This window comes from Synechococcus sp. UW106, assembly GCF_900474015.1.
Taxonomy (GTDB): Bacteria; Cyanobacteriota; Cyanobacteriia; order PCC-6307; family Cyanobiaceae; genus Parasynechococcus.
This window is the reverse complement of record NZ_UCNV01000003.1, coordinates 131,613-150,084: the sequence shown is the minus strand read 5'-3', so window position 1 is coordinate 150,084 and position 18,472 is coordinate 131,613. Positions and strand designations below refer to the sequence as shown.

Here is an 18,472-nt window from a genome sequence, read left to right as displayed (position 1 = left end):
CATTGCGGGGGTGTGAATCACACCCCCGATCACGTGTTTCTCGACAGTCCGTTCTCTTTTCGAACCAAGGTTCATGTCCCTCACCCTCCGCGTGCTGGCAACAGACCAGAACGTCTTTGATGGCAGCGCCGACGAGGTGATCCTGCCTAGTACCACCGGTCAACTCGGCATCCTGCCCGGCCACATTTCGCTGCTCACCGCCATCGACATCGGTGTTCTGCGGGTTCGCGCCAACGGAGCCTGGAACTCCATCGCTCTGATGGGTGGTTTCGCTGAAGTCGATGCTGATGAAGTCACCGTTCTGGTGAACAAAGCCGAACTGGGCAGCGCCATCGATGCCGGTACCGCTGAAGCCGCCTTCCAGAAGGCCTCAACCGTCGTGGCTGGCATGGAAGGCCAACCGGCTTCTCCGGAAAAGCTCAAGGCACAGCAGCAGCTGAATGAAGCCCGGGCTCGCCTTCAAGCCAGCAAAACTCCCGACTAATTCATCTGCTTCGCAGATAGATTCCATACGCCAGGGGCTCACGCTCCTGGCTTTTTTGATGGTTCATCCGATCACCACCTGCCTTCGGGCAGACACAAAAAAACCTGCCCGAAGGCAGGTTTGGATGAACAGCCTGGAGACAGGGTTCAGGCGGTACCGCAGAAAGTGACATCGGGGAACTTGACCTTGGCCTCGTCAAGGCTCTTGCCCTTGCCTTCCTCTTGCCAGTAGTTGATCACCTCAGTGGCTTGGTTGAGCACTTCAACCCGTTCGTTGTCGGTGATCCAGCTCTTCCCTTCCAGCTCGGTCTTCAAGCTTTCCCAGGCATCCTCACGGGGCCAGAAGAAGTAGGAGGTGAGGGGACTGGGGCCACCGCCGACGATCTGATCAACAGCGAGGGCCACGTTGTCGGGAAGCCAGAGGATCTTCAGCAGGAAGCGGCCCTCGTCGGCCTTAGGGGTGTAGCCGGAGGGAACACCATCGGCGTCGATGGTTGCCGTGGCCAGAGCCGCGGCGGCACCCTTCAGAACAGGACGGCCTTCACCCTCGCTGGCTGCAGGCTTTTCAGTGGTTTCAGCTGCCTGGGTGGCGCCTTCAGCCGCGTCGGCGGACGGAGTCGCGACCTCCTGGTCGGTAGGGGCAGCGCCTTCGGTGACCGGCATGGTGTCAGCGCTCAAGACAGAAATACAAACAACTAACCTACCAGCCGCTCCACATCAGACGTTCTGGGATCTCCAACCATCCTGCTGTTCGACATCGATGGTGTGATCCGCGATGTCGCTGGCAGTTACCGAAGGGCCCTCCAATGCACTGTCCAGCACTACTGCGGTTGGCAGCCCAGCGCCGCTGCCATCGATGCACTCAAGGCTGAAGGGGCCTGGAACAACGACTGGGACGCCAGCCTTGAATTGCTGCGGCGCCATGGCGCTGCTCTGCCGGATCGGGCCGCGCTGATCGATGTGTTCAGCGACTTTTACTTCGGCGGAGATCCAGAGGGGGACCCCAGTCACTGGACTGGATTCATCGGCGATGAGCCCCTGCTTGTGGACGCCAGCTTTTTCGCCACGCTCTCCCAGAGGAAGGTGCGCTGGGGATTCGTGAGCGGTGCTGAGCCGCCCTCAGCACGCTTCGTGCTGCAGCAGCGACTGGGGCTCCAGGATCCACCCTTGATCGCGATGGGAGATGCCCCCGACAAACCAGATCCCACAGGCTTGATCCGCCTGGCCAAGGCTCTGGGGGCGAACACAGAGGCAACTCGAGTGGCTTATCTCGGCGACACCGTGGCCGATGTGCACACCGTGGTTCAAGCCCGAGAACGCTGGCCGGAGCAACAGTTCGTGAGTCTTGCGGTGGTGCCACCTCACCTGCAGACCGCGGGGCAGGCAAAGGCGCGCACGATCTATGAACAACGGCTGCAGGAGGCCGGCGCTGATCTGGTGCTGAACAACACCGAAGCCCTGCTGAGCTGGGAGGGAGTGATGGCATGAAGGCGGCCGTTCTCCGCGAAACTCCCCTACTCATCGGGATCCTGGCCCTAATCAGCCTGGAAACCACAACAGTGCTCGACTGGCTGCTCCTGCAACCCGCTCTGCCCGTCCTCACGGGCCTTGGCCTGCTCAGTGTGCTGGTGCTGCTGATGGCGCGTGGAGTGGCGCACCATGCCGATCAACTGGCGGAGCAACTCACGGAGCCCCTGGGGACCCTGGTGCTGACCGGATCCGTGATCGTGATTGAGCTGGCCCTGATTACCTCCACAATGCTGACGGGAGACAGCAACCCCACCCTGGCCCGGGACTCGATGTTCTCGGTGCTGATGATCGTGCTCACGGGGGTTAAGGGCGTGACCTTGATCGTGGCCGCCAGGTTTCAGAGACAGGGCCGAACCCAGCCCATGCAGCTGGAAGACCTGGCGGCTGTGAATCAGAGCGGTTCAAGTGCCTACATCAATCTGATCACCACCATGAGCGTTCTGGCTCTGGTGCTTCCCAACTTCAGCCAGGACAGCCTCGAGGCCAACTACTCGCTGCCCATCAATTGGCTGCTGACGTTCGTGTCGATCAGCCTTTACGGGATTTTTCTGGGCGGCCAGGTCGGCCGCTACCGCAACCTCTTCATCGATACCGCTCAGCAACAAGGCTCAGACCACCTTTCCCTCGCGGAAAGCACCTCAGCGGAACCAACACCCCATGAAGAATCTCAGAGCTCAATCCTGCAAAACGTCTGTCTGATGGCAGCAGGCCTGCTGGTGCTGGTGCTGATCGCAGAATCGATGGGAAGCCTGATCGAAACCGGCATCAACGACCTCGAGCTACCCAGTTCCCTCGGCGGCCTGCTCGTGGGCTTGCTGGTGGTGGCACCAGAAGCTCTCAATGCCTTCCAAGCCGCCGGGAAAGGGGAGTTGCAGCGGTCGCTCAACACTCTCTACGGCTCGTCCCTGGCGACCCTCTGCCTCACAGTGCCGGCAGTTCTGGCGATCGGTGAATTCACAGGAACCGATGTAATCCTCGGACTGGATCCGATCGAAACGGTGCTGCTGGTGCTGACGCTGATCCTGGTGCGGCCGATCAGCGGCCGCGTCAGCGAAATGGATGGTCTGATGCTGCTCACCGTGGGCGTGGTCTGGGTGGCCTTGCAGGTGGTGAGCTGATCCTGGGTCAGCGTTCCATCGCGGCAACGCTCTTCAGGGCACCAGCAGTGAGCACCTCGTGGCCGGTCTCGGTAACGGCAACGTCGTCTTCGATGCGGATGCCGATGCCTTTCCAGCGATCGTCGATCTCAGGCTGACCTTCAGGCACGCTGAGCCGATCGCTGACGTAAAGGCCTGGTTCCACCGTGAGCACAATGCCCGGCTCCAGCGGAGCAGGTTGCTCCCCGAGCCGATAAGCACCCACGTCATGCACATCCAGACCCAGCCAATGGCCGGTGCGGTGCATGTACAGGTGGCGGTAGTCGCCCCGCTCGATGATCCCGTCCACGTCCCCGATCAGCAGGCCCAGATCCACCAGCCCATCAACAAGCAAGCGCAGGGCTGTGGCGTGCACCGCATCAGCGGTGCCTCCTGGGGCCACGACAGCAACGGCAGCCTCCTGGGCTGCCAACACCAGGCTGTAGAGCTCCCGCTGTTCCGCCGAGAAGCTTCCATTTACAGGAAAGGTTCGGGTGATATCGCCGTTGTAGTAATCCGCCAGCGAACAGCCGGCATCAATCAGCAGCAGGTCTCCGTCCTGGAGGGGTGCCGTGTTGGCGGTGTAGTGCAGCACGCAGGCGTTGTCGCCACCGGCAACGATGGAGCCGTAGGCCGGGCCGCGGGCACCTTGGCTGCGGAAGTGAGCTTCGATCACCGCCTGCACCTCAGCCTCATTCATGCCGGGGCGGGTGATCGAACGGGCCAATTCGTGGGCTTCGGCGGAGATGCGACAAGCCTCCCTTAGCCGTTCCAGCTCGTGGGGCTCCTTGCGCAGGCGCAGGCGCTGCAAGATCGGGGTTGGTGCCACCAAGCCCAAGGCGGCCGTCCCCGTACGGGCAAAGGTGTCGAGCTGTCGCCCCCAGGCGGAGAGCACTATCGATTCGACAGAAGCGTGACGGCCAACCCGAAAGGCAATGGCTTCGGCACCGGCTAGGTACTCCGGCAGTTTTGCGCTCAACTGATCCAACGGATGGGCCACGTCCGCCCCGTAACGCTCCACAGCTCCCTCAGTACCCCAACGAATCCCCGTCCACACCTCGGCCGCAGGGTCCTTGGGCTGCACGAACAGCACGTAACGCTCTCCCTCCGGCCGATGCGGCAGCAACAAGGCCACTGCATCGGGCTCATCAAAACCGGTGAGATAGAAAAAATCGCTGTCCTGACGGAAGGGCCACTCGCAGTCGGCGTGGTGGGTGGCCAATGCGGCAGCGGGAATCACCGCAGCGGCTGCGCCCAGTTGCTCCAGGAACAGGGCGCGACGACGCGCATGGATTCCGGAATCGAAGCCGTTCACAGCAGCAGAGAGTTCAGAGGAACAGGATGGCAGTTGGCAAGGCCAAACTGGCCAAGGCCTCTACGATGCAAGGAGTTTCAGACGGCAATGAGCTCCGACCTCCTGGTGCTGTTGCTGCTGGTTTTGGTGGTGCTACTGGGCTCGGCCCTCTGCTCCGGCGTGGAAGCCGCCTTACTCACGGTGAGTCCGATCCGAGTGCACGAACTGGCGGCCCGGGAGCGCCCCGTACCCGGAGCCCGCAGGTTGGCGCAGTTGCGCAAGCGCCTGGGACGCACCTTGTCTGCCCTGGTGATCGCTAACAACGGCTTCAACATTTTTGGGAGCCTGATGCTGGGCGGTTACGCCGCCTGGGTGTTCGAGCAACGCAACATCAGCGGCGCCGCCCTGCCGGTGTTCTCGGTGGGCCTGACCGTGTTGGTGATCCTGTTGGGCGAAATCCTGCCCAAAGCCCTCGGCAGCCGCTTGGCCCTGCCGGTGGCTTTGGCCAGCGCACCCTTGCTGCACTGGCTTGGCCTGGCGCTCAGGCCGCTTGTGCTGTTGCTGGAGAGAATGCTTCCGGCCATCACCGCAGAAGCGGAGCTCAGCACCAACGAAGAGGAAATCCGTCTGCTGGCTCGCCTGGGCTCACAGAAGGGAGAAATCGAGGCCGACGAAGCCGCGATGATCGGCAAGGTCTTTCAGCTGAACGATCTCACTGCCCGTGACCTGATGACTCCGCGGGTGGCGGCACCAACCCTTGACGGCGGCCTGAGCATCGAAGCCCAGCGGGCCCAGCTGATGAGCAACAACGACCCCTGGTGGGTGGTGCTCGGCGATCAGGTGGACAAAGTGCTTGGGGTGGCCAGCCGCGAACGGGTGCTCACAGCTCTGTTGGAAAACCGTGGCCTGCTTACCCCCGTCGACCTCTGCGAACCGGTGGAGTATGTGCCGGAGATGATCCGGGCCGATCGGCTGCTGACGGGGTTCCGGCGCGACAGCAGCGGAGTGCGCGTGGTGGTGGATGAATTCGGAGGATTTGTTGGCGTCATCGGAGCCGAATCGGTGCTGGCAGTGCTGGCCGGGTGGTGGCGCAAGCCGGCAGCATGAGCGGGATGCAACCCACCCCGCCCCACACCGTCGAACGCTGCCAGGTGCTGCTGGAGCGCTGGAGGAACCAGCTGCAGCTGAGCGCCAAGGAACGGGGACTGCTGGGGGGTGACTTGCGGCTTCTGGATCGTCAACTGCAACGGCTGCAGGAACGGCGCCTGCGCGTTGCGCTGTTTGGTCGGGTGGGGGTTGGCAAATCCAGCCTGATCAATGCATTGATCCAACGCCCGCTACTGCAGACGGATGTCGCTCACGGCAGCACCCGGCGGCAACAGGCGGTGGATTGGCCCATTGACATTGCTGGGCTGACCAGAGTTGAGCTAGTGGACACCCCTGGCATCGATGAAATCGATGCCGCCGGGCGGGCACGATTGGCGTCCCGCGTAGCCATGGGAGCCGACCTGGTATTGCTGGTGCTGGACAGCGACTTGACCCGGGCTGACCTGGAGGCCTTGACCACGCTTTTAGCCAGTGGAAAGCCCCTACAAGTGGTTTTGAATCGCAGCGATCGCTGGCCGGAGCAGGAGCGCGCCGCGCTGCTTCGCAGCATTCGCGGGCGTCTGCCGGTGGATCTGCCAATCACGGCCGCTGCGGCTGCACCCCGCAGCCCCAAGATCCAGGCCGATGGCCGGGTGCGCAGCACGATTACAACTCCACAGGTGCATGACCTGCGCGAGCAGCTCAGCCAGCAGCTGGAGAGCGAAGGCACCCTGCTGCTGGCGATCCAGTCGCTACGCCAGGCCGACCGCTTCCAAGGAGCATGCCAGCAACTCCGGCTGCAACAGCACCGCCGCACGGCCCAGAGCCTGATCGGTCGCTACGCAGCAGCCAAGGCCACCGGTGTGGCCGTCAACCCAGTGGTGGCACTTGATATGGCGGGAGGCATGGCCTGCGATACCGCCCTGGTGCTTCAGCTCAGCCGCCTCTACAACCTGCCGATGACGCCAGCGGCGGCACGACTGCTGCTGACTCGTCTCTCCAGCCATAACGCTCTGCTGGGAGGTGTTCAGCTGGGACTAGCGGCCCTCAAACAGGCACTTCTGCTGCTGGTGCCCGTCAGCAGCGGCGGCAGCCTGGCCCCGGCAGCTCCTGTGGCCCTCGCTCAAGCCGCCCTGGCGGTGCATGCCAGCCGCCGGACGGGACGGCTCGTAGCTCAGCAATTGCTGCGCCGTCGTGGCGGTCAACCCGGAGCCCTGCTGCGCCGCTTGGCAGAACGAGATCCCGTGGTGCACCACTGGCTGCTGCGCTGGCCGAAAGCTCTGGAGCAGGATCTCCAACCGCTGCTGCCTTGAGATGACCGTTGCTGCCATCGCCTTGCTGGGCACAAGCGCCGATCCGCCCACCCGGGGCCATCAAGTTCTGCTGGAAGGGCTGCTGAACCGCTACGGCCAAGTGGCGACCTGGGCCAGCAACAACCCTCTGAAACAACACGATGCCCCCCTGTCCTTGCGGGCGATGCTGCTCAGCCAGCTGGTGGAGCAATTGCAGGATGAACGCCTGGAACTAGCCCAGCACCTGAGCAGCCCATACACCTTGATCACCCTGCAACGGGCCGCCCAGCACTGGCCGGATCGGGAGCTGGTGTTTGTGGTGGGCAGCGACCTGGCCAGCCAGATCCCCCGCTGGAAACAAAGCGATGGCTGGCTGCCGCAGTGCCGATTGGCGATCGCCCCGCGCAAGGGCTGGCCCCTCCAGGACGCGAATCTGCAAGCGCTGCGGGATCTAGGCGGACGGGTGGAGCTGCTGGATCTTGAGGTTCCCGCCACCGCGAGTTCGCAGCTGCGCCGTCAACCCAATGCAGCTGAAATTCCGGAATCGGTGTGGCCGCTGTTACTCCAGCACAATCTGTATGGCCTGTCGGGAAGCCTCTGCTGATGCGCATCGCTCTGGCCCAACTCAACCCCGTGGTCGGCGACTTCGAGGGCAATGCCAAGCAGATTCTGGATGCCGTGCGCAGTGCCGAGGAACAGGCGGCAGAGCTTGTTCTGACCCCTGAACTCTCCCTCTGGGGCTATCCCCCCCGGGACCAGTTGCTCGAGCCCAGCCGCATCCAGCAGCAGCAGGCGATGCTGCAGTGGCTGGTAAACCAACTCAGCAGCAGCATCACCCTGTTGGTGGGTGCTGCGCTGCCGGCAGCGGATAACCGCAGCCCAAGGCTGCTCAATGGTGTCGTGCTGGTGAATCGCCTGGGCTGGCGGCCGATTGCCCAAAAACAGCTGCTGCCCAGTTACGACGTCTTTGATGAGCGGCGCTATTTCCGCCCTGGCGATGGCCCCTGTCTGCTGACTTTGCTGGGCGGGAAGCGGCTGGGACTCACCATCTGCGAAGACCTCTGGGTGGATGACGGCCTGCAACGCGAGCGTCTGGCCGGACCGGATCCCATCGATCAACTGATGCCAGAGCAGCCGGATCTGGTAATCAACCTTGCGGCCTCTCCCTTCGATGCCGCGAAGCCCGCCCTGCGCCAGCAATTAGCAGCTGCAGCGGCGCGGCGCCTCAACTGCCCACTGATCTATCTCAATCAAGTCGGAGGCAACGACGAGCTGGTGTTCGACGGGGCCAGTTTTGTGGTGGGCGCCGATGGCGTTGTAAAGCTGGAGCTGCCCGTCTGTGAAGACCATCTCGTGGTCTGGGACAGCGACCAACTCGCTCCTGCTCGGATCCAACCGATGGATCCCCTGGAGCGACTTTTCCGAGCCCTGGTGCTCGGAGTGCGCGAATACGCCCAGAAATGCGGTTTCAAAAAGGCATTGCTGGGGTTGAGCGGCGGCATCGACTCCGCACTGGTGGCGGTGATCGCCACCGCTGCCCTGGGGAAGGAAGCAGTGTCCACGCTGTTGATGCCCTCCCCCTGGAGCTCGGCTGGTTCCATTGACGATGCCTTGGCCTTGGCCGAACGGCTTGGCCTGCAGACCAACACGGTGCCCATCGCCGGCCTAATGGAGGGCTACGACAATGCCCTGACAGCACCGTTGGGGGAGGTGCCTCAAGGGGTGACGGCGGAGAATCTGCAATCCCGTATTCGCGGCACCCTGCTGATGGCCGTGGCCAACCAACAGGGGCAATTGCTGCTCACTACCGGCAATAAATCAGAACTTGCCGTGGGCTACTGCACCCTCTACGGCGACATGAACGGCGGGCTGGCGGTGATTGGCGATCTCTACAAAACCAGCGTGTTTGCCCTGTGCGATTGGCTCGACAGCCAAGCAGCCCAGGGCTGCCGGCAGTCGCTGGGGCTACCGACGCAAGGAGAGCTGGTAGGGGAAGCGATTCGACGCAAACCCCCCAGTGCCGAGCTGCGGCCCAACCAGAAGGACAGCGACTCCCTGCCCGACTACGACGCCCTTGATGCACTGCTCAAAGGCCTGATTCAGGAGCGCCACTCCGGCGAGGCCTTGGTGGCCGCCGGCCACGAACCCGCCCTGGTGGAACGGGTGGAACGGCTGCTGAAACGGGCCGAATTCAAACGGCGGCAGGCGGCACCGTTACTAAAGGTGAGTCCCCAGGCCTTCGGCAGCGGCTGGCGCTTGCCAATTGCAGCGGCCTAAAGCAGTCCCACCATTGAGATGTGGCGGGTTGCTCGCAGCGGAGCCACATTGAAGGAATCCCCCTGAAGCCGCCATGGCAGCCTCCGTCCTCTCGGCCCCGATGGCCAGCATCGGTGTGCCGAAGGAGATCAAGCTCGATGAGAAACGGGTCGCGCTGACCCCTGACGCCGTGCGGGAGTTGGTGAGCCAGGGCCTTGAAGTGCTGATTGAAGCGGGGGCCGGAGCCGGAGCAGGAATCGGCGATGACGCATTTGCCGCGGCGGGAGCTCGCCTGGTGAACCGCGATGAGGCCTGGGGCGCCCATTTGGTGGTGAAGGTGAAGGAACCGCAAGCGGAGGAATTTGCCTTCCTGCGGCAGGACATGGTGCTGTTCACCTACCTCCACCTGGCGGCCTATCCCGGCGTCGGGGAAGCTTTGCTGGAGGCAGGCACCACCGCCATTGCCTACGAAACCGTGCAGCTGGAGAACGGCAGCCTGCCGTTGCTGGCACCAATGAGCGAAATCGCAGGGCGGCTGGCGGGCCAGGTGGGTGCCCACCTGCTGGAAAAACCCCATGGCGGTCGTGGCGTGCTGATGGGGGGCTGCACCGGCGTGCAACCGGCCAGGGTGGTGGTGCTTGGCGCTGGCACCGTGGGCTGGAATGCCGCACGTATTGCTGCCGCAATGGATGCGGAAGTGCTGCTGCTCGACCGATCGCCCCAACGGTTGCGCAGCCTGGAAGCCGACCGGCGCGGCCGGCTGATGAGTGTGGTGAGCAGCCGCGGCCTGCTGGAACGGTTGGTGCCAACGGCTGATCTTGTGATCGGAGCCGTTCTCACACCCGGCGGGCGGGCCCCCACCCTGGTAGACGAAGGGATGGTGCAGCAGATGCGGCCTGGTTCGGTGATTGTCGACGTAGCCATCGACCAGGGCGGCTGCATCGCCACCAGCCAGGAAACCACTCATCGCGATCCCACCGTCACCATTCATGGCGTGCAGCACTACGCCGTGGGCAACATGCCGGGTGCTGTGCCCTTCACCTCCACCGAAGCCCTCGTCAGCGTGACGCTCCCCTACATCCTGGGAATCGCAGGCCGGGGCCTGGAAGAGGCCGTGACCGAACGACCCGAACTGCTCTCGGGCCTAAACACGGTGCAGGGTGCTGTCTGTCACCCGGGGGTAGCCAAAGCGCTTGGCCTGCCGCCCCGGCATCCGATGGCCTGCCTGCGTTAGCCCTCCAACTTGAGCGCAGCCACGTAGAGCCAAGGGCCATCGGCCGCGCCATCGCGACGCCGAAACAACGATGTTTCCTTGAGAACCCCACCGCGGTAACGCGCCTCAAATTGCACCGTTCCCTCGAGATCACTCAGGCCGCCTCTGCTGACAGCAAGCACGGTCAAGCCGAGCCAATGGGTCTGGCGACAACTCCGCTGCAGGGCACGGCGCCGCTGCTGCACTGGAACATCCGGCTCGGGATGGGTGGCCATCAGGTAGTCCACTTCCCCACACACAAAGGCTGAATACCTCGAGCGCATCAGCTGTTCAACCGTTTCAGCACGCTGTTCGCCGCGATGCATGGGTCCACAGCAACTGCGATAAGCACCACCCCCACAGGGACAAGGACTCTGATCAAGGACTCCACCGAAACCGCCAGGCATCAGTCCAACCGTTGCAACGCAGGCAGTGGGCGGCCCAGGGAGGCCGGACTCAACCCTTCCCGCAGAGCCAGCAACAAACCTGCTGCCTCGCTGTAACTGCTGACATGAAAAACGCTCTGGCTCAAGCCAAGGGCGTCGGCAGTGACCGACAACACCGATGGATTGGCCACGCTGACCACTGGCAGATTGCGCTCCACACAAGCCAACACCGCCTCGCCCCCCAGGGCTCCATCGGGAACCACCACCGCCCCCAATTGCTCGACACTGAGGTCTCCGGGCCTGTGTCGCCCAGCGGCCACGAGATCCGGCGCCCGGCTCAGCCCCACCAGCACGCAAGCCAAAAAGGTGTAACCCAGTTCTTCACCCGCCGCCCTCGGGTCGAGCTGAGGATCTAGGGGCAACGGATCCAAGGCTGGCGCGTGGGCACAGGGGATCTCCAGGTGCTTCACCAGCAGGTGACTGATCACCGCTTCAGCGCCAGCCAAAGCGTCCACGCCACTGCCCTGGCGATAGGCCGCCAGCTCCTCACTCTCCGGATCCTCCGGGAAGCGGGCCACCACGGCGATCGCCGTCGCCCCTGCTTGCTTCAACCGTTCACCAGCCCGCAACAAGGCATCAGGAGAACCCACTCGCCCCCAGCTGGCGCCACTGGCACCGCGCTCGAGCGTCACATCGAGCGGCGCATCCGTTGAAATCACCGGGCCGATATCCAAACCCAAGCTGGCGCGGCAGCCCTCGGCCACCTGAATCTGGCGCTGGGCCAACTCGGGCTCGATCCCGGCATCCAACAACAGCCCAATGCGCTGCCTCCGCACCGGTCGCAAGGCCCACTCGCCCACGGCGAAACGATCGAGGCCGTAGCCCTCCACATAGTGAACGCGGGGATCGCTCCAATAGAGCGAAGCCCCATTCATCACATTGGGATGGGTGATCAAACAGCCGCTCGCTGCGGCCAACAACCGTGCTGACGGCAAGGCATCACCGGCATAGCCTCCGATGTCACAACCAATGCCCGTCGGCACTAGCATCAGCGTTGGCATCGGAGCCGAGCTCATGCGCTGGTCACCGCCTCCACCTGAATGGTTCGACCACCATCGGGGGCAGGATGCACTTCAGTGAGGGCAAAACGCAGCACATCACCCTCTAGCGCCAACTGCTGACGAATCCAGCTGCGCAGCTCAACCAGCGGCAAATCAGCGGGCCAGAGGAATTGGCGTTGCAGGCTGGTCAGCCTCACTTCTGATATTGCCCGAACTGGGCTTCATAGAGCGCATCTTCCTGGCCGGTTTTAAGGGTGAGATCGGCGCGCGGGAAGGCGACGCACAACAGGCTGTAGCCCTGCTCTTGAAGCTCGCCTTTCACGCCCATCGCGTCGGGCTGCTCAACACTGCCCTCGGTAATCACCGCGGCACAGGTGGTGCAGACCCCAGAGCAGCATGAGCTTGGGATCATCACGCCAGCAGCTTCCGCTGCATTGAGCACCGTCTGGTCGGCGCGGCAGGGAAAGGTACGGATCTCGCCTTCGAACTCGGCGCGGACGGTGTAGGTGGCCACGTCGGTCATGCCGGGTGTCAGAGGAGAAGAGGCCGCATTCTCTCAGGCAATGGGCTCATCCAGGGATGTCCAATGACGGGGGTGGGGTGCGAGGTACTCCGGAGGTCCACTCTGTTCTTGATCCGTCAGAACAAAATCAAAACTGATGGAACAACGCAGCTCATCCGGGTCGGCATTCGGCAAAACACTGTGCTGAAGACTCGAAGGGAAAAGCACGAGCAAACCTGGTCGTGGAGCTAGATCCCAATGGGATTGATTCAAAGGATGGTTTGGTGTAATCGGACCGCCATAACCCACCGCCAAGCCAGCCACCAACTCATTCGGTTGATGGGACGCATGCAGACGTAAAACCCCCTCCTCACCGGAGCCGGTGCCGGTGAGATAGAGGACAGCGCTGAGATGAGCATTGGGGTGATGGTGCCGTCCAACCGCCTGATCCCAGTCACTGATGACAGGCCAGCAGCGCTGCAGATGCAGGGCAACTTGGCTTCGGGCGAACCCAATTGAATCGAGGTAGCTCCACACCTGATCATTCACCTGTTGCACCAAGGCCTGAAAGCGGTCGTCTTGATGGAGCTGCCACACACCATTGAGGTCACCCGTCCAGGCGCAGCCCTCGCTGGGGTTTCCCTCTGCCTCGCCTCGTACGTCCAGCAGAGCCTGCATGCATGCGGCCTGCTGCAGTGGGTCCAGGGGGAGTTGGGTTGTGCCTACCACTGTGGGAAAGAGCTGATGCAGCTGAAGCACGCCGACAACCTCAAACCCCTCAGCTCAACCGTAAACAACGCTTGAAGTGGTGGCCTCTCTCCAAGCAGAGCCTTGACCAGTCGGAGAGACGCCAGCTTCAACAAACACAAAAAAGCCGGCCCAATGGACCGGCTTTCAAGGGTGGATTAATCGGAAAGATCAGCCGACCGCGGCGGCACCACCTGCCACTTCCAGAATCTCCTGGGTGATTGCAGCCTGACGGGCCTTGTTGTAATCCAGCGTCAAGGTCTTCGCCAATTCCTTGGCGTTGTCGCTGGCGTTGTTCATGGCCGTCATCCTGCTGGCCAGCTCAGACGCTGCCGATTCCTGCAGTGAACGCAGCATCTGGTTCTGCAGATACAGAGGAAGCAGTGCATTCAGCAACTGTTCAGGGGTCTGCTCAAACACGATGTCCGAAGGAATCTTCGGCTCGGTATTGGCAGGACCAGCACCGGGCTCAACTGTCAACAAACCGTCCTTGGTGGTGAGACGGAAAATCTCGTCCTCCGGATCAGCAATGTCTTGAGGATCCAAAGGCAAGAGGGTCTGAACCACAGGCTTGCAGCTCACCAGGTTGATGAACTTAGTGAAGATCAACTCCACTCGATCGGTGCTCTCCGCCAGGAATTCAGCCAAAAGATCCGTGGAGATCGTGTTGGCCTCATCAGCGGTGGGCACCTGTTCGAGACCGGAGAAGGTGGCCTGGATCGGATAGTTGCGGCGAGTGAAATAGCCGATGGCTTTTGTGCCAACCAGCAGAAGCTTCACATCAAAGCCTTTGCCCTTCAGTTCAGCGAAACGCTGTTCCGTGCGCTTAATGATGTTGGCGTTGTAGCCACCACACAGACCGCGATCACCAGTGATCGCTACCAGGGTGATGGTCTCCACATCGCGCTGCTGCATCAGGGGAGATGCCGCATCTTCGAAACGCATGCGGGACTGGAGATTTTCCAGAATTCGCGCCAGCCGATCCGCGAAGGGACGGCTGCGGAGCACTTGCTCCTGGGCGCGGCGCACCTTGGCCGCAGCCACCAGGCGCATGGCCTCAGTGATCTTGCGGGTGTTTTTGACCGACTTAATTCGGTCGCGGATTTCTTTGAGATTCGCCATTTCGGCAGCTCCGTCAGGCCGCAGAAGCGACCATGGTGGACACGACTTCGGTGATGGCATCCTTGAGGATGGCCTCAGCCTCAGGGCTCATCACCTTCTTCTCCTGGATTTCGGAGATGAACTCAGCCTTGTTGGACTTGAGGTACTCACGAAGTTCTCGGGAGAAGTCGACCACCTTGTCGACGGGGACCGCATCGATCAGGCCCTTCACACCCGCATAAACGATGGCGACCTGCTCAGCCAGGATCAGGGGGCTGAACTGAGGCTGCTTCAGCAGTTCACGCAAGCGCTTGCCACGCTCGAGCTGCTGCTGGGTGGAGGCATCCAGGTCAGAGGCGAACTGCGAGAAGGCAGCCAGCTCGTCGAACTGGGCAAGCTCCAGCTTCAGGGTGCCAGCAATCTTTTTGATGGCCTTGGTCTGGGCAGCACCACCCACCCGGCTGACGGAGATACCAACGTTGATAGCTGGGCGTAGACCGGAGTTGAACAGGTCAGAGCTGAGGAAGATCTGTCCGTCCGTGATTGAAATCACGTTGGTGGGGATGTAAGCCGAAACGTCGCCGGCCTGAGTCTCGATGATCGGCAGAGCGGTCATTGAACCCTTGCCCATCGCGTCAGACAACTTGGCAGCGCGTTCCAGCAAACGGCTGTGGCAGTAGAAGACGTCACCGGGGTAAGCCTCACGACCGGGCGGACGACGCAGCAAGAGCGACATCTGGCGATAGGCGGCAGCCTGCTTGGAAAGATCGTCGTAGATCACCAAGGTGGCCTTGCCCTTGTACATGAAGTACTCGGCAATGGTGGCACCTGTGTAAGGAGCCAGGTACTGCAGTGCAGCGGGCTCAGAAGCGTTCGCAGCCACGATCACGGTGTAGTCGAGGGCACCGCGCTCACGCAGCACCTCAACAACGTTGGCCACGGAGGCGGCCTTTTGCCCAACCGCGACGTAGACGCAGATCATGTCCTGATCCGACTGGTTCAGGATCGTGTCGATCGCGATGGCAGTTTTACCGGTCTGACGGTCACCAATGATCAGCTCGCGCTGACCTCGGCCAACGGGGATCATCGCGTCGATCGCGGTGATGCCGGTCTGCATCGGCTCGTGCACCGATTTGCGCTGAATGATGCCGGGCGCCATGGACTCGATCAGGCGCGTTTCGCTGGTGGCGATTTCACCCTTACCGTCGATAGCGCGACCCAGGGAGTTCACCACGCGGCCCAGCAGGGCTTCACCGACAGGGACAGAGGCAATCTTGCCGGTTGCCTTGACCGTACTGCCTTCCTGAATGCCGTATCCCTCACCCATCAGCACCGCGCCGACGTTGTCGTCTTCGAGGTTCAGGGCGATGCCTTCGGTGCCGTCCTCAAATTCAATGAGTTCGCCAGCCATGGCTTGCTGCAGGCCGTAGACGCGGGCGATGCCGTCGCCCACAGTCAGAACGGTACCGACATTGCTGACGGAAACCGACTTGTCATAGTCCTCAATTTGCTGTTTGAGGATGGCGCTGATCTCGTCAGGACGGATGGAAACCATGGCGTGTGATCCCAGGTGGGAGTTGGGGAGGAAGGAGCGGTGGAGGAAAGAGTGAGGTCAGCTCGCCTTGGCGAGTGCAAGACCAAGGCGACGAACCTGGCCAGACAAGCTGGCGTCGATCACCTGAGATCCGAGACTCACGACGAAGCCGCCAATTAAGGACGGATCCACACTGAGGTCGATGTCGACCTTGTTGGTGCCGGCCATGGCCTGCACCTTCTTGGACAGTGCCGCCTGTTGATCCTCGGTGAGGCTCTGAGCAGAACGGACCTGGGCCAGCGTGATGCCTTGCTGTTCGCGGTAGAGCTCGAGATAGCGGAGCATGACCGCATCAAAAGCAATGAGACGTTGGCGATCAGCCAGCACCTTCAGCAAATTGAAGACTGAAGGAGTGACATCCTCACCAACAAGAGCTTTGAGAGCTTTCTTTTTGGCGTCGGGCTCAAGAACCGGAGACACCATGGCGTCACGGAAGTCCTCGGAATCGTTCCAGATCTCAAGCAGTTGCTTGCATTGATCTGCAACGGTTTCAGACTCGCCACGGGCCTCTGTGACCTGAAGCAATGCTTCGGCATAAGGGGTGGCCAGGGAGTTAAGGAGAGGCATCAGGCGTTCTCCAGATTTTTGATGGTGGAATCGATCAACTTGGCCTGAGCTTTGGCATCGAGACGGCCGGGTAGTTCGGCAAGAACCTTGTCGATCGAAGCAAGAGCGGCCTCACGACGAAGGCTGTCCTTGATTCGAGCGGCATCAGCCTCAGCATCAGCATCGGCACCGGCCTTGATGGCAGCCATCACGGAGATGGTCCGCTTCTCGCCTTCGGCACGGATACCTGCGGCGCGGGCCTGACCATCGGCACGAATCTTTTCGGCTTTCTGCTGGGCAGCAGCCAATTCGGACTGGGCCTTACTCAGGTTTTCGCTGGCAGTCTTCAGGCGGGACTCAGCGTCCTGCAGGTCCTGAAGAATGTCAGCGCGGCGGCGTTCCAGGATTCCTCCCAGGAACCCACGTAGGAACCAAACCAGGACACCGATCACAATGACCAGGTTGACCAGATTGGTCTCAAGCGGATTGAAATTGAGAGTCATCACGCGGTCAGCAAACGGTTGATGATCGTGGTGCTCAGCTGATCCACCTGACCCTTCAATTGGGTTCGGGCGGATTCACGCTCGGCCTCGATGGCGCGACGGCTTTCCTCTTTTGTGCTGTTGGCTTCAGCTTCCGCCTGGGCCAGTGCTTCGCGGTAAAGCCGATCGACTTCTTGCTCCGCCTCAACGATCACGGCCTGAGCGGCCTGACGGGCACCTTTCAGCTGTTCAGCAAGATCAGCTTCCAGGCGTTCAACCTGGGCAAGCTTCTGCTTGGCGTCAGCACGACTGGTGGAGATGTAGCCCTCACGATCTTCCACGACCTTGCCGACCGGACGGAAGAAGAGAACATTGAGCAGGAAGGTGAGGAGAACCACCTGAACCGCCATCAGCGGAAGGGTGGCATCGAGGTCGAAAAGACCTCCCTCCGGAACACCTGCTTCAGCGAGCAGAAGCCAGGTCATGGAAAGGTGCGCTGGAAAGGAATCGAAACAAGGAGTTCAGAAGGGGGGATCAGAGATCCCCCGGCACTGATCAGCCGGCGAAGGGGTTGGCGAACAAGAGCACCAGAGCCACCACCAGGCCGTAGATGGTCAGCGATTCCATGAACGCCAGGGACAGCAGCAGGGTGCCGCGGATCTTGCCTTCGGCTTCGGGCTGACGGGCGATGCCCTCAACAGCGCCGCCGGACGCGGTGCCCTGACCGATACCAGGGCCGATGGCGGCGAGGCCGACTGCCAGGCCAGCGGCCACAACGGAAGCGGCGGAGGTGATGGAATCCATGTTGAGTGGTGTAAGGGGAAGCGCTGGTAAGCGCTGTACGGAATGGTCTTGGGGATCGGTTCCCCCCGCGCAGGGACATTCCCGAAGGAATGGGCCCGGGTGCATTGCCGGACCTGCGCGCGGATGTGTTTAGCAGATCGCCGATAGAAGGCGAAAGAGAAGGGGGGCGTTTAGTGGGCTTCGTGGAGACCTTCACCTATGTAGAAGGCGGTGAGGGTCGCAAAGATCAAAGCCTGAATGGCACTGGTGAACAGGCCAAGCAGCATCACGGGGAGAGGCACTAAAAGCGGAACCAGGTAGACCAGCACACCCACCGCCAATTCGTCGGCGAGGATGTTGCCGAACAAACGGAACGAGAGCGAAAGAGGCTTAGTGAATTCCTCGATGATCTTGAACGGGAGCATGATTGGAGTCGGCTCCACGTACAGCTCGAAGAAACGCAAACCCTTGCGGCTCAGGCCGGCATAGAAGTACGCCAGCGACACCAGCAGAGCCATCGCCACCGTGGTGTTGATGTCTGCGGTGGGGGCGCCGAGTTCACCCTCTGGTAGTTCGAAGATCTTCCATGGGATCAGGGCACCGCCCCAGTTGCTCACAAAGATGAACAGGAACAAGGTGCCAATGAATGGCAGCCAATCGCGGTAGTACTTCTCGCCGATGTTGTCGCGGGCGATGTCGCGGATGAAGTTCCAGAGGAACTCCATCAGGTTCTGCAGCCCCAAAGGGTCGCGCTGCATGTTGCGGGTGCCAGCCAGCACCAGGGCAAGCAGGATGCCAATCAGGATCCAAGAGCTCAGGAAAACCTGGCCATGGAGGTACAGATCACCGATCTGCCAATACAGGTGGTGGCCCACTTCCAGTTCAGCGAACGGAAGTGGTAGGGGCAGCAAAGCCATGGGTGCAGAGAAAAGTGCTCAGCT

General features: G+C 61.7%; 22 protein-coding genes. 8 read left to right on the top strand and 14 right to left on the bottom strand.

The window, feature by feature from the left end:
- The first annotated feature begins 73 nt into the window (after positions 1 to 73).
- Positions 74 to 484, top strand: coding sequence for an ATP synthase F1 subunit epsilon (gene atpC, locus DXY30_RS02075; RefSeq protein WP_115022395.1), 411 nt, complete (start codon positions 74 to 76; stop codon positions 482 to 484).
- A gap of 146 nt (positions 485 to 630) precedes the next feature.
- On the opposite strand, the gene DXY30_RS02070 is transcribed toward atpC, so the two are convergent.
- Entirely contained in the window at positions 631 to 1,146 is a 516-nt protein-coding gene (locus DXY30_RS02070; protein WP_115093168.1) for a 30S ribosomal protein PSRP-3, read from the bottom strand.
- A gap of 102 nt (positions 1,147 to 1,248) precedes the next feature.
- Between DXY30_RS02070 and DXY30_RS02065 the strand changes: the two genes are divergently transcribed.
- Positions 1,249 to 1,971 carry a TIGR01548 family HAD-type hydrolase gene (locus DXY30_RS02065; RefSeq protein WP_244281211.1) on the top strand — a complete coding sequence of 241 codons (723 nt, stop codon included), beginning with the start codon at positions 1,249 to 1,251 and terminating at the stop codon, positions 1,969 to 1,971.
- Positions 1,968 to 3,131: a calcium:proton antiporter gene (locus DXY30_RS02060; RefSeq protein WP_115093166.1), complete on the top strand. Its 1,164-nt coding sequence runs from the start codon at positions 1,968 to 1,970 to the stop codon at positions 3,129 to 3,131. Before DXY30_RS02065 ends, DXY30_RS02060 begins: the two co-directional genes overlap by 4 nt.
- 7 nt (positions 3,132 to 3,138) lie before the next feature.
- On the opposite strand, the gene DXY30_RS02055 is transcribed toward DXY30_RS02060, so the two are convergent.
- Positions 3,139 to 4,464: an aminopeptidase P N-terminal domain-containing protein gene (locus DXY30_RS02055; RefSeq protein WP_115093165.1), complete on the bottom strand. Its 1,326-nt coding sequence runs from the start codon at positions 4,462 to 4,464 to the stop codon at positions 3,139 to 3,141.
- Between the two features lie 87 nt (positions 4,465 to 4,551).
- On the opposite strand from DXY30_RS02055, the gene DXY30_RS02050 reads away from it, so the two are divergent.
- The 5 genes from DXY30_RS02050 (at position 4,552) to ald (ending at position 10,311) form a co-directional block, all read left to right on the top strand.
- Positions 4,552 to 5,550, top strand: coding sequence for a CNNM domain-containing protein (locus DXY30_RS02050; protein ID WP_115093164.1), 999 nt, complete (start codon positions 4,552 to 4,554; stop codon positions 5,548 to 5,550).
- Positions 5,547 to 6,842, top strand: a complete 1,296-nt coding sequence (locus DXY30_RS02045; protein ID WP_115093301.1) for a GTP-binding protein — start codon at positions 5,547 to 5,549, stop codon at positions 6,840 to 6,842. Before DXY30_RS02050 ends, DXY30_RS02045 begins: the two co-directional genes overlap by 4 nt.
- A gap of 1 nt (position 6,843) precedes the next feature.
- Positions 6,844 to 7,425: a nicotinate-nucleotide adenylyltransferase gene (locus DXY30_RS02040; RefSeq protein WP_115093163.1), complete on the top strand. Its 582-nt coding sequence runs from the start codon at positions 6,844 to 6,846 to the stop codon at positions 7,423 to 7,425.
- Complete coding sequence (locus DXY30_RS02035) at positions 7,425 to 9,098, top strand: NAD+ synthase (RefSeq protein ID WP_115093162.1); 1,674 nt, start codon at positions 7,425 to 7,427, stop codon at positions 9,096 to 9,098. Before DXY30_RS02040 ends, DXY30_RS02035 begins: the two co-directional genes overlap by 1 nt.
- A gap of 73 nt (positions 9,099 to 9,171) precedes the next feature.
- Positions 9,172 to 10,311: an alanine dehydrogenase gene (gene ald / locus DXY30_RS02030; protein WP_115093161.1), complete on the top strand. Its 1,140-nt coding sequence runs from the start codon at positions 9,172 to 9,174 to the stop codon at positions 10,309 to 10,311.
- Here the strand turns inward: ald and DXY30_RS02025 are convergent.
- From DXY30_RS02025 to atpB, 12 genes are all read right to left on the bottom strand, one after another.
- Entirely contained in the window at positions 10,308 to 10,736 is a 429-nt protein-coding gene (locus DXY30_RS02025; RefSeq protein WP_115093160.1) for a YchJ family protein, read from the bottom strand. The genes ald and DXY30_RS02025 overlap by 4 nt on opposite strands.
- Positions 10,736 to 11,791, bottom strand: a complete 1,056-nt coding sequence (locus DXY30_RS02020; protein ID WP_115093159.1) for a DUF3326 domain-containing protein — start codon at positions 11,789 to 11,791, stop codon at positions 10,736 to 10,738. Before DXY30_RS02020 ends, DXY30_RS02025 begins: the two co-directional genes overlap by 1 nt.
- Positions 11,788 to 11,973: a hypothetical protein gene (locus tag DXY30_RS02015; RefSeq protein ID WP_115093158.1), complete on the bottom strand. Its 186-nt coding sequence runs from the start codon at positions 11,971 to 11,973 to the stop codon at positions 11,788 to 11,790. Before DXY30_RS02015 ends, DXY30_RS02020 begins: the two co-directional genes overlap by 4 nt.
- Positions 11,970 to 12,299: a 2Fe-2S iron-sulfur cluster-binding protein gene (locus DXY30_RS02010; protein WP_115022416.1), complete on the bottom strand. Its 330-nt coding sequence runs from the start codon at positions 12,297 to 12,299 to the stop codon at positions 11,970 to 11,972. The genes DXY30_RS02015 and DXY30_RS02010 overlap by 4 nt, the downstream gene beginning before the upstream one ends.
- Positions 12,300 to 12,332: 33 nt before the next feature.
- Complete coding sequence (locus tag DXY30_RS02005) at positions 12,333 to 13,037, bottom strand: TIGR02466 family protein (protein ID WP_115093157.1); 705 nt, start codon at positions 13,035 to 13,037, stop codon at positions 12,333 to 12,335.
- 159 nt (positions 13,038 to 13,196) lie between these two features.
- Complete coding sequence (locus DXY30_RS02000; protein WP_115022419.1) at positions 13,197 to 14,147, bottom strand: F0F1 ATP synthase subunit gamma; 951 nt, start codon at positions 14,145 to 14,147, stop codon at positions 13,197 to 13,199.
- A gap of 13 nt (positions 14,148 to 14,160) precedes the next feature.
- On the bottom strand, positions 14,161 to 15,681 hold the full coding sequence (gene atpA, locus DXY30_RS01995) for a F0F1 ATP synthase subunit alpha (protein WP_115022421.1): 1,521 nt from the start codon (positions 15,679 to 15,681) through the stop codon (positions 14,161 to 14,163).
- Between the two features lie 57 nt (positions 15,682 to 15,738).
- The gene (gene atpH, locus DXY30_RS01990) at positions 15,739 to 16,287 is read right to left on the bottom strand and encodes an ATP synthase F1 subunit delta (protein ID WP_115093156.1); all 549 of its coding nucleotides are present in this window, start codon (positions 16,285 to 16,287) and stop codon (positions 15,739 to 15,741) included.
- A complete protein-coding gene (locus DXY30_RS01985) occupies positions 16,287 to 16,769 on the bottom strand; it encodes a F0F1 ATP synthase subunit B (protein ID WP_115022424.1) in 483 nt (160 codons plus the stop codon). The genes atpH and DXY30_RS01985 overlap by 1 nt, the downstream gene beginning before the upstream one ends.
- Positions 16,769 to 17,233 carry a F0F1 ATP synthase subunit B' gene (locus tag DXY30_RS01980; RefSeq protein WP_115093155.1) on the bottom strand — a complete coding sequence of 155 codons (465 nt, stop codon included), beginning with the start codon at positions 17,231 to 17,233 and terminating at the stop codon, positions 16,769 to 16,771. Before DXY30_RS01980 ends, DXY30_RS01985 begins: the two co-directional genes overlap by 1 nt.
- Positions 17,234 to 17,303: 70 nt before the next feature.
- Positions 17,304 to 17,552, bottom strand: a complete 249-nt coding sequence (gene atpE, locus DXY30_RS01975; protein ID WP_006851467.1) for an ATP synthase F0 subunit C — start codon at positions 17,550 to 17,552, stop codon at positions 17,304 to 17,306.
- Between the two features lie 170 nt (positions 17,553 to 17,722).
- The gene (gene atpB, locus DXY30_RS01970) at positions 17,723 to 18,448 is read right to left on the bottom strand and encodes a F0F1 ATP synthase subunit A (protein ID WP_115022428.1); all 726 of its coding nucleotides are present in this window, start codon (positions 18,446 to 18,448) and stop codon (positions 17,723 to 17,725) included.
- Between the last annotated feature and the right edge of the window lie 24 nt (positions 18,449 to 18,472).

What these genes read in the sequence shown, in the direction of transcription:
- DXY30_RS02070 (WP_115093168.1), bottom strand. Translation starts at nt 1,146, where the DNA reads ATGCCGGTCACCGAAGGCGCTGCCCCTACCGACCAGGAGGTCGCGACT.
- DXY30_RS02045 (WP_115093301.1), top strand. Translation starts at nt 5,547, where the DNA reads ATGAGCGGGATGCAACCCACCCCGCCCCACACCGTCGAACGCTGCCAG.
- ald (WP_115093161.1), top strand. Translation starts at nt 9,172, where the DNA reads ATGGCAGCCTCCGTCCTCTCGGCCCCGATGGCCAGCATCGGTGTGCCG.
- atpC (WP_115022395.1), top strand. Translation starts at nt 74, where the DNA reads ATGTCCCTCACCCTCCGCGTGCTGGCAACAGACCAGAACGTCTTTGAT.
- DXY30_RS01980 (WP_115093155.1), bottom strand. Translation starts at nt 17,233, where the DNA reads ATGACCTGGCTTCTGCTCGCTGAAGCAGGTGTTCCGGAGGGAGGTCTT.
- atpA (WP_115022421.1), bottom strand. Translation starts at nt 15,681, where the DNA reads ATGGTTTCCATCCGTCCTGACGAGATCAGCGCCATCCTCAAACAGCAA.
- DXY30_RS01985 (WP_115022424.1), bottom strand. Translation starts at nt 16,769, where the DNA reads ATGACTCTCAATTTCAATCCGCTTGAGACCAATCTGGTCAACCTGGTC.
- DXY30_RS02040 (WP_115093163.1), top strand. Translation starts at nt 6,844, where the DNA reads ATGACCGTTGCTGCCATCGCCTTGCTGGGCACAAGCGCCGATCCGCCC.
- DXY30_RS02060 (WP_115093166.1), top strand. Translation starts at nt 1,968, where the DNA reads ATGAAGGCGGCCGTTCTCCGCGAAACTCCCCTACTCATCGGGATCCTG.
- atpB (WP_115022428.1), bottom strand. Translation starts at nt 18,448, where the DNA reads ATGGCTTTGCTGCCCCTACCACTTCCGTTCGCTGAACTGGAAGTGGGC.
- DXY30_RS02020 (WP_115093159.1), bottom strand. Translation starts at nt 11,791, where the DNA reads ATGAGCTCGGCTCCGATGCCAACGCTGATGCTAGTGCCGACGGGCATT.
- DXY30_RS02050 (WP_115093164.1), top strand. Translation starts at nt 4,552, where the DNA reads ATGAGCTCCGACCTCCTGGTGCTGTTGCTGCTGGTTTTGGTGGTGCTA.
- DXY30_RS02010 (WP_115022416.1), bottom strand. Translation starts at nt 12,299, where the DNA reads ATGACCGACGTGGCCACCTACACCGTCCGCGCCGAGTTCGAAGGCGAG.
- DXY30_RS02025 (WP_115093160.1), bottom strand. Translation starts at nt 10,736, where the DNA reads ATGCCTGGCGGTTTCGGTGGAGTCCTTGATCAGAGTCCTTGTCCCTGT.
- DXY30_RS02000 (WP_115022419.1), bottom strand. Translation starts at nt 14,147, where the DNA reads ATGGCGAATCTCAAAGAAATCCGCGACCGAATTAAGTCGGTCAAAAAC.
- atpE (WP_006851467.1), bottom strand. Translation starts at nt 17,552, where the DNA reads ATGGATTCCATCACCTCCGCCGCTTCCGTTGTGGCCGCTGGCCTGGCA.
- DXY30_RS02035 (WP_115093162.1), top strand. Translation starts at nt 7,425, where the DNA reads ATGCGCATCGCTCTGGCCCAACTCAACCCCGTGGTCGGCGACTTCGAG.
- atpH (WP_115093156.1), bottom strand. Translation starts at nt 16,287, where the DNA reads ATGCCTCTCCTTAACTCCCTGGCCACCCCTTATGCCGAAGCATTGCTT.